Genomic DNA, 8,565 nt, shown 5'->3' on the forward strand with positions numbered 1-8,565 from the left:
GCAGAACAGGGCGATCCGGTCGAATCGCGCGACGGCGGGCTTCCCGGCGGTCAGCTCCCCGGCGGGAGGGCGTAGCCCACGTAGCCCCGGAACTGCACGCGCCAGCCCGCCGGCACCAGCGCCGTGCAGGCCGGCCGGCTGCCCGTGCAGACGATGGCGTCCACCGAGGCCGGGTCGGCCGGCGGGCGCCCGGGCAGCACCGACTGGAGCGCCACCAGCTCCGGCGGGCGGCCGTCCGCGTCGCGCAGCAGCAGCCACCAGGGGTACTCCCAGTTGTCGTTCTGCTGCACCAGGCCGATCCGGCGGGCGTCCGTCGCGCGTACCGCCCCGGCGGCCCAGCGGAACTCCTCCGCCCACTGGGGACGCCGCAGGAACCGGGTGTCCCATTCGGAGGTGGTGAAGACCGAGCCCGCCCCGACCAGCCGGCGCGGGAAGCCGTACGACACCGCCAGCACCCCGGCCAGCGCGCAGCCGGCCAGCACGGTCACCGCGAGCCCGGCCGCCACCGGCCGCCGTCCACCCGCGCCGCCGGCCCGGCGCCGGAACAGCGCGTCCAGCCAGAGCCCCGCCAGCGGTACGGCCAGCGCCAGCGCGTAGAGCAGCAGGCGGTTGCCCCACGGCTGCCACTTGATCATGGCGGTGTGCAGCAGCACGGCCGCCACCACGACCACCGCGTACGCGCGCAGCGGACCCGCCTGCGTCGGGGCGACCCGACCGGGCCGGGCCAGCGCGTACGCCGCGCCGATCACCGCCAGTGCCCCGGCCAGCGGGAAGGCCACCCGGTCCTCGTCCGGATACCACGACGGCACCGGGAACCGTTCCCGCCCGAAGGTGGTGGCCCGGTCCTGCGGGTCCACCCCGATGATCCCGGCAGCGCCGACGATCGCCTCGGCACCCGCCCGGCGCAGCGGCGCGAGCGGCGTGTCGAACGCGGTGTGCGCGATCCGCAGCGCGTTGACCAGCAGCGACGGCGGGTCGTGCCGTTCCATCGGAATGGACTCGCGCAGCCGGGGCGGCCCGAGCGGATGCCCGAACTCGGCGGTCACCCGGGCCAGGAACGGCCCGACCACCACCACCGCCACCAGCAGGATCAGCGCCGACCCGGCGACCGTCCGACGCACCTGCCGCCGCGACCGGACGCCACCGGTCCGGGCCAGCCGGAGCTGGGCCAGCCCCCAGAGCAGCAGCAGCGGCCCGACCGCGACCAGGCCGCTGGTCTTCGTCAGCGCGGTCAGCCCGGTGGCCGCCCCCAGCGCCAGCATCGCCCCGGCCCCGGCGCGCCGGCGCAGCCCGTCCAGGGCGAGCGTGGCCGCGCAGGCCACCCAGGCGGCGCAGACCAGGTCCGTCTGGGTGCTGGTCGCCTGGAGCGCCACCATCGGGGTGGTGGCGAGCACGAACGCGGTCAGCAGTTGGGCCCGCCGTCCCCCGCCGAGCTGCGCGGTGATCCGGGTGGCCGCCAGCAGTACGCCGACGCCGGCCGCCCACTGCACCAGGTGGTGCAGTGCGTCCCCGCCGGTGAACAGGCGCAGGTGCAGCAGCAGGTACTCGGCGCCGGGCGGGATGGTGACCTGCCGGTGGATGGCGGTGGGCCAGAAGTCCAGGCCGCCCCGGGCGACCCAGTGCTCCACCTTGGGCAGGTGGTAGGTCTGCGAGTCGAAGTTGTTCGGCTCGGCCAGCAGGGCGATCAGCAACTCGACCAGCAGCAGCCCGCCGACCGTGCCGGCGAGCAGCCGCTCACCCCGGCCCGCCGTACGCCAGGCGTCAGCCAGCCGGGTCCACCGCCCGGCGTGGCGGGGTGCGACGGGACGTGCGGCGGCTGGCGGCGGAGGAGGGGGCGGGGTGCCGACGGCCGGGCCGGCCGTCGCGCCGACCAGCGCGGGCTCGGACGTGACGACGGCCTCGACGGCGCGGTGCGCGGCGGCGACCACGGCCGTGCCGCGCGCTTCGTCCCGGCGGCGTCGCCAGCCGACGGCGGCGAGCGCGCCCGCGAGCAACGTCAGCCACGCCACGGCGAACGCCGGCAGGGTGAGCAGCCGCAGCGCGCCCAGTAGTTCCACCGTGAGCACCGCGAACGCCCCGGTCGCCAGAGCCGCCCGGACCAGCGCGAGGCGCCGCCCCGCCACGGTCCCGGCCGCGACCGGACGGAGCGCGACGGCGAGCAGCCCGATTGCGGCGAGCGGCGCCAGGGCGAGCAGGTAGCCGACTGCCGACATGCCGGCAGTAAACACCATGAACCTGAGGCCGCCGCGCCCAATGCCCGCAGTGCTGAGCGCCGGTCGCCGGCCGCCAGGCTAGGCTAGGGCAGACATATCGTCGCCACCGTGGAGATTTCCGTGAAGCTCTCGATCCTCATGCCGGTCTACAACGAGGAAGAGCGCATCGCGGATGCCCTCAAGCAGGCACTGGCGGTCGACTACCCGTGTGAGATCGAGCTGGTCGTGGTCGACGACGGCAGCCGGGACGGCACCGGGGAGATCCTCGGTCGGGCCGACGACGCGCGCCTGCGGGTCATCACGCACCAGCGTAACGCCGGCAAGGGCGCCGCCATCAAGACGGCGGTCGACAACGCCGAGGGCGACTACATGGTCATTCTCGACGCCGACCTGGAGTACGACCCGCTGGACATCCCGAAGCTGCTCGACCCGGTGCTCGACGGGCGGGCCACGGTGGTCTACGGCAACCGCACCTTCGGCAGCCACAGCGCCTACAGCTTCTGGTACGTGATGGGCAACAAGGGCGTCACGATGGCGGCGAACGTCCTGTTCAACTCCTACATCGGCGACCTGGAGACCTGCTTCAAGCTGATGCCGGTCGCGCTCTACCGCTCGCTCGACATCCGCTCGCGCGGCTTCGGCATGGAGGCCGAGGTCACCGGCAAGCTGCTGCGCCAGCGTATCCGCCCCTACGAGGTCCCGATCAGCTACCGGGCGCGGGGCCGCGAAGAGGGCAAGAAGATCACCTGGAAGGACGGCGTCGAGGCGATCTGGATCCTGGGCCGCGAGCGCACCCGCCGCCGCCGCCTCGGCGCCCCGACCCGCTGACCCCTCCTGCCCTCCCGCGTCGCCCCCCCGCCACCGCCGGCCTCCACGCCGCCGCGGTCGGCGTGACTCGGCGGTCGGCGTGACTCAGCGGCCGGCGTGCCTCAGCGGCCGGCCGGCACCGGCGCCGCGTCCAGGAACCCGGCGACCGAACGGCGCAGCCCGGTCGCGTCCAGCCCGTGCCAGCGGGTGTGGTCGTCGGCCGAGCCGTAGCGGCGCAGCTCCTCCCGTCCCACGCCGAGCGCCAGCAGCCGGTGCGGCCGGTCGGCCAGGGCCGCCGACACCACCCGGGCCGACGTACCGGCCAGGTAGGGCTCCACCAGGATCACCGCGTCGCCGGTCAGCGCCCGCAGGCCCGCCGTGTCGAACGGTCGCGGCCGGTGCGTGTAGGCCACCGTCACGCCCAGGTCGGCCACCGCCGCCACCGCCGCGTCCAGCACCGGCCCCACCGCGACCAGCAGCGGTGCGCCCGGCCCCGCGTCCCGGATCACCCGCAGCGCGCCGTCGCCGCCGTACGGGCGGGCGTTGTGCAGCGTCGACAGTCGCAGGTACGCCGAGCCGTCGGCGGCCACCGCGTTCCGCAGCAGCGCCGGCACCTCGTCGGGGTGACCGGGAACGTGCACGGTCCAGCCGTGCAGGGTGTCGATCAGCGAGACGTCGGCAGGCGACAGGTGGGTCCGGCCGGCGGCCGCCCGGTCGTACGACGCGCCGATGCTGACCAGCACCGCGCCCACGCCCTGGTGGTCCAGGTCGAGCTTGAGCTGCTCGTACGCCCGCTCGACGAGGAACGGGGCGTAGCTGTGCGCGATCGGCCGGAGCCCGGTCAGGGCGAGCCCGCCGGCCACGCCCACCAGCAGTTGTTCCCGGATGCCGACGTTCAGCACCCGGTCCGGGTGCCGGTACGCGGCCGGGGCGAACGCGTCGGCGGAGATGTCGGCCAGCACCAGGGCCGTACGCGGATCCTCCGCCAGCAGCGCGGTGGTGGTCTCGATGAAGCGGTCCCGCACGGTCACTCCCCCTGGTCGACGACCGCGACGACGACGTGCGGCCGGTGGTTGTCGTGCCCGGTCAGGGCGGTGTGCAGGGCGTCGTGGTCGTGCCCGTCGACGGTGGTGGCGGTCCAGCCGTTGACGGTGAACCGGGCCGCGGCGCCGCCCGCCCAGCCGTGCGTGGCGGAGCCGTTGTCGACCACGATCGCGGTCAGGCTGCCGAGCCCGGTCGCCCCCGCGTACGCGATCGCCTCGTGGTTGGAGCCCTCGTCCAGCTCCGCGTCGCCGAGCAGCACGTGCACCCGGGGCGTCAGCAGGCCCTGGGCGCGCAGCCCGAGCGCGGTGCCCACGCCGAGCCCGAGCCCGTGACCCAGCGAGCCGGAGCCGATCTCCACCCCGGGCACCAGCACCCGGTCGGGGTGGTCGCCGAGCCGGCTGGCGGGCCCGCCCTGGTCGTCGAGCCAGTCGGCGGGAACGAACCCCTTCGCGGCGAGTACGGCGTAGTAGCCGGCCACGGCGTGGCCCTTGGAGAGCAGGAACCGGTCCCGCCCGGGGTCGTCTACGGTCTCCGGGGTGACCCGGAGGATCCGGTCGTAGAGCACCCAGAGCACGTCGACGGTGGAGCGGACGTTCGCGCCGAACTCCCGGCCCGCGCGCACCCGCTCGTACAGCGGCGCGACGGGTCCCGGCAGCGGCGGGGCGCCCGGGTGGCGGGGTGGCGCGGCGGTGGGGTCACGGGGTGGCGCGGCGGTCGGGGCCGGATCCGCGCTGGCGGTGGTCGTGGTCATGCCGCTAGCCTGCAAGTTGAAGTCCACTTCAACTCAAGGCGACGTGATGCACGAGTCTCTGACCATCGGCCAGCTCTCCGTCCGCAGCGGCGTCGCGCCCTCGGCGCTGCGCTACTACGAGCGGCTCGGGCTGATCCGGGCGGAGCGGACGGGCGGCAACCAGCGCCGCTACGCCCGCACCGAGCTGCGCCGGGTCGCTTTCGTCCGGATCTCCCAGCAGGTCGGCATCTCGCTGGAGGAGATCCGGGAGGCGCTGGACTCCCTGCCCGCGTCCCGTACGCCGAGCGCGGAGGACTGGGCGCGGCTCTCCGCGACCTGGCGGGAGCGGCTCAACGAGAAGATCCGGCTGATGACGAAGCTCCGCGACGACCTCGACGGCTGCATCGGCTGCGGCTGCCTGTCCCTGCAACGCTGCACGCTCAACAACCCCGGCGACTCGCTCGCCGGCGAGGGCCCCGGCGCCCGCCTGGTGCTGCCCCGCGAGGCCGCGGATCCGACGCCGACGCCCTGACCCCGGGCGGGCCCGCTCCATCGCCGCAGCGCCAGGCAGTCGCCAGCCCGGCCAGGCCCGTCCCCCGCCGGGGCGGGCCGCGCGTCAGCCGGTGGTGAGCAGCACCTTGCCGACGTGGTCGTTCGACTCGACCAGCCGGTGCGCCCGCGCCGCCTCCGTCATCGGCACCCGCCGGTCCACGACCGGCCGGACCGCCCCCGACTCGACCAGCGGCCACACCTGCTCGCGGACGCCGCGCACGATCTCCGCCTTCTCCGCCAGCGGCCGGGACCGCAGCGCGGTGGCCGCGATCGTGCCCCGCTTGGCCAGCAGCGCCGAGAGATCCAGCTCGCCCTTGCGGCCACCCTGCATGCCGATCACCACCAGCCGGCCGCCCGTGGCCAGCGCCGCCACGTTCCGGGGCAGGTAGGCGGCGCCCATGATGTCGAGGATGACGTCGGCGCCCCGGCCGCCGGTGACCCGCCGGACCTCCTCGACGAAGTCCTGCTCCCGGTAGTCGATCGTGTGCGCCGCCCCCAGCTCACGCAGCCGCTCGTGCTTCGCGGCGCGGGCGGTGACCGCCACGGTGGCGCCGAGCGCGGCCCCGAGCTGGATCGCGAAGGTGCCGATGCCGCTGCCGCCGCCGTGCAGCAGCAGCGTCTCGCCCCTGCCGAGCCGGGCCACCTGCACCACGTTCGACCAGACCGTGCAGGCGACCTCGGGCAGCGCCGCCGCGTCGACCAGGTCGACGCCGGCCGGCACCGGCAGGAGCTGCCCGGCCGGCACCGCGACCCGCTCCGCGTAGCCGCCGCCGGCCAGCAGCGCGCAGACCTCCCGGCCCACCTCCCAGCCGGTCACGTCGGGACCGATCGCGCTGATCACCCCGGAGCACTCCAGCCCGGGGTACGCGGGCGCGCCCGGCGGCGGCGGGTAGTGCCCCTGCCGTTGCAGCAGGTCGGCCCGGTTGACCGCGCTGGCCCGCACGTCGACGACCACCTCGCCCGGGCCGGGCTCGGGATCGGGCACCTCGCTCCAGACCAGTGCGTCGGGTCCGCCGGGCTCCGGGACAGTCATCGCGCGCATGTTCCGTGTCTACCCCACCCGCCCGTCGGTCCACGCCCGGGCCAGGATCTCGTCCACCGTCCGCGCCGGGGTCAGCGCCGAGGTGTCCAGCCAGAGCCCGATCCGGGGCGTCTGCGCCCGGAAGTCCGCGTCCAGGTCGGCGACCGGCCAGTCCCCGTACCCCTTCTTGTCGCGCGCCTCCTCGCGGGCGGCGACAGCCTCGGGGCTTGGCGCGAGCACCACCACCGCCAACGGCCGGTGCCGGATCCGGTCGACCATCGCCGGCAGCTCCGCGCCGAGGACCACGTCCTGGAGCACCACGGTGAAGCCGGCGGCGGCGTACCGGTCCGCCGCCGACGCCGCGAGGTCGTAGCGCAACCGCAGCTGCCGCCACGCCTCCGGCGACGGCTCGGCGGTCATCTCCTCCCGGCCGCTGACCACCATCCGCCGGAAGACGTCGCCGCGCAGGTGCACCGCGCGGGGCAGCCGCCGGGCCAGCGCCTCGGCCACAGTGGACTTTCCGGCGGCCATGATTCCGCTGATCAGCACCACCGACGGGTTCTCCCACACGCCGTCGATCATGCCAGCGCGGGTGCGGTGCCCGCTCGCCCGCAGCGGGTCCGTGGCAGACTAGGCACGTCGCGCACCCTCGGGCGCGCGGCCCGGGAGGGTTCGCCTAGTGGCCGATGGCGCTGGTCTTGAAAACCGGTAAGGCAGCGATGTCTTCGTGGGTTCGAATCCCACACCCTCCGCTTCCTGACGATCGGTCCTGACGCAGCTCAACCCCGGTTTTCGGCCGGGGCTGAGCGCTGGTGGGGGGGCGGGTGGGGGCCTAAGCCCGCCAGAACGGGGAGTGCGGCTACGCCCAGCGCGCGCCGTTGCGAACTGCCGTGGCTATGTCCAGTAGGTGGCTCAGCCGGTACCGCAACACCCGGGCTTGCCTTATCGACAGCACGAGGTTGGCGGCGGCGCTGTCCTCGACGCTTGTCAGGCTCACCATTGCCTCGGCGGCCGGGTGCAGTGCTTGCACCAGGCCCACGTCGACGATGAACGCCTCCAGCCGGTTGGTGTCCAGGTGACGGGTTCGGGAACGGTGGTGGCCTCGGCGCTGGCAGCCGTCCCGGTCGCACCAGCGCGGGCAGGCGGTCGGGTTGACCTCGGCAAGGGCGCCGGTCTGGTACACGTGCACGTAGCCGCAGTGCCGATCCAGACCTGCCGCGCCGGCCGGGTGGGCATTCAGTCCCGCCCGCGCGCTCGCAGTCGTTGCGCTGCTGACGTGTGCTGCGCAGGTGTAGGCGCAGGCGTCGAGGGAGTCGGCTGTGTAGAGCTCGATGCGGACGGTCGCAGGCTCTCGACAGGCGGCCAGGGTGGGTAGGGTGCTCACGGGTCGCCTCCCTGGGGCGATCAAGGCCCTCGGTCGGCGGTGCAGTCGCTGGCCGAGGGCCGCTCTGTTGGGTGACCGTGACTTAACGTACAGTCTCTAGACGTCTAGATGCTAGACGTCTAGAGACTGAATATCCCCGCAGACGTACAGATCATGTGCGTGCTTACGCTCTCGCCCATGACGAGCCCGCTGTCCAATGTGCCGCTCTATCGGCAGTTGGCGGACCTGCTCGCCGCCCAGATTGAAGAGGGCAAACTAACTCCTGGTCAGCCGCTGCCGAGCGAACTACACCTCCAGCAGACCTACGGCGTAGCCCGGGGCACCGTGCGGATGGCCATGCGGGAACTGCGCGACCGGGGTCTTGTCGTCACCGTGCATGCACGAGGAACGTTCGTGGCCGAGCGGCCTGACACCGACTCGCAGTAGAGGTCCCAGCCTGCTCGTTCGGCTCGCCCCGTACCTGCGGAGGTGTCGTCAGCAGCGGAGGTAGGTGCCGCACAGCGGCGGCGCGTCGACGCGGCAGACCTTCCAGCCGCCGCCGAAACCGCCCTCCTCCGCCGTCTGGAAGCGCCACCGGTGGGTGGCGCCGGTGAAGGTGACGCTCCCCGTGGAGTCGACCTCCGTGAACCGGAGGTCCACCATCGCCGAGACCGTGCCGTCCGGGTCGGTCTGCCAGTTGGTCGTCTCGACCCGTACGCCGAACGTGACCTGCGATTCGACCTGTTTGCGCAGGTCGCGGGCCTGGCGGAACAGCTCGTCCCGGTTGTCGCCGCACAGGCACCGGTTGATGTCGGGGTGCTCGTCCGGTTGGAAG

At 74.1% G+C, this 8,565-nt stretch carries 10 protein-coding genes and 1 tRNA gene; 4 read left to right on the forward strand and 7 right to left on the reverse strand.

Annotation, left to right across the window (positions count from 1 at the left end):
* Positions 1–50: 50 nt before the first annotated feature.
* A complete protein-coding gene (locus EV374_RS30170; RefSeq protein WP_165947940.1) occupies positions 51–2,213 on the reverse strand; it encodes a hypothetical protein in 2,163 nt (720 codons plus the stop codon).
* A 120-nt stretch (positions 2,214–2,333) separates the two neighbouring features.
* On the opposite strand from EV374_RS30170, the gene EV374_RS30175 reads away from it, so the two are divergent.
* Entirely contained in the window at positions 2,334–3,041 is a 708-nt protein-coding gene (locus EV374_RS30175) for a glycosyltransferase family 2 protein (protein ID WP_132240567.1), read from the forward strand.
* Between the two features lie 101 nt (positions 3,042–3,142).
* Here EV374_RS30175 and EV374_RS30180 read toward each other — a convergent pair whose 3' ends face one another.
* Complete coding sequence (locus tag EV374_RS30180) at positions 3,143–4,045, reverse strand: transketolase (protein ID WP_132240549.1); 903 nt, start codon at positions 4,043–4,045, stop codon at positions 3,143–3,145.
* A 2-nt stretch (positions 4,046–4,047) separates the two neighbouring features.
* Complete coding sequence (locus EV374_RS30185; protein WP_132240550.1) at positions 4,048–4,815, reverse strand: thiamine pyrophosphate-dependent enzyme; 768 nt, start codon at positions 4,813–4,815, stop codon at positions 4,048–4,050.
* 46 nt (positions 4,816–4,861) lie between these two features.
* Between EV374_RS30185 and soxR the strand changes: the two genes are divergently transcribed.
* Positions 4,862–5,326 (forward strand): redox-sensitive transcriptional activator SoxR, encoded by a 465-nt coding sequence (gene soxR, locus EV374_RS30190; protein ID WP_132240551.1) that lies wholly within the window; start codon positions 4,862–4,864, stop codon positions 5,324–5,326.
* Between the two features lie 84 nt (positions 5,327–5,410).
* Here soxR and EV374_RS30195 read toward each other — a convergent pair whose 3' ends face one another.
* Both EV374_RS30195 and EV374_RS30200 read right to left on the reverse strand, forming a co-directional pair.
* On the reverse strand, positions 5,411–6,388 hold the full coding sequence (locus EV374_RS30195; protein WP_132240552.1) for an NAD(P)H-quinone oxidoreductase: 978 nt from the start codon (positions 6,386–6,388) through the stop codon (positions 5,411–5,413).
* Positions 6,389–6,397: 9 nt separating this feature from the next.
* Positions 6,398–6,949 (reverse strand): AAA family ATPase, encoded by a 552-nt coding sequence (locus EV374_RS30200; RefSeq protein ID WP_132240553.1) that lies wholly within the window; start codon positions 6,947–6,949, stop codon positions 6,398–6,400.
* Positions 6,950–7,032: 83 nt separating this feature from the next.
* Between EV374_RS30200 and EV374_RS30205 the strand changes: the two genes are divergently transcribed.
* A tRNA-Ser gene (locus tag EV374_RS30205) sits at positions 7,033–7,119 on the forward strand.
* Between the two features lie 107 nt (positions 7,120–7,226).
* Here EV374_RS30205 and EV374_RS30210 read toward each other — a convergent pair.
* Entirely contained in the window at positions 7,227–7,751 is a 525-nt protein-coding gene (locus tag EV374_RS30210; RefSeq protein WP_132240554.1) for a hypothetical protein, read from the reverse strand.
* 177 nt (positions 7,752–7,928) lie between these two features.
* Here EV374_RS30210 and EV374_RS30215 point away from each other — a divergent pair, with 177 nt between their 5' ends.
* A complete protein-coding gene (locus EV374_RS30215) occupies positions 7,929–8,177 on the forward strand; it encodes a GntR family transcriptional regulator (protein WP_486486041.1) in 249 nt (82 codons plus the stop codon).
* 48 nt (positions 8,178–8,225) lie between these two features.
* Here EV374_RS30215 and EV374_RS32810 read toward each other — a convergent pair.
* On the reverse strand, positions 8,226–8,565 hold a 340-nt coding region (locus tag EV374_RS32810; protein ID WP_165947941.1), incomplete at its 5' end, for a hypothetical protein.

It is taken from the genome of Micromonospora sp. CNZ303 (assembly GCF_004345505.1).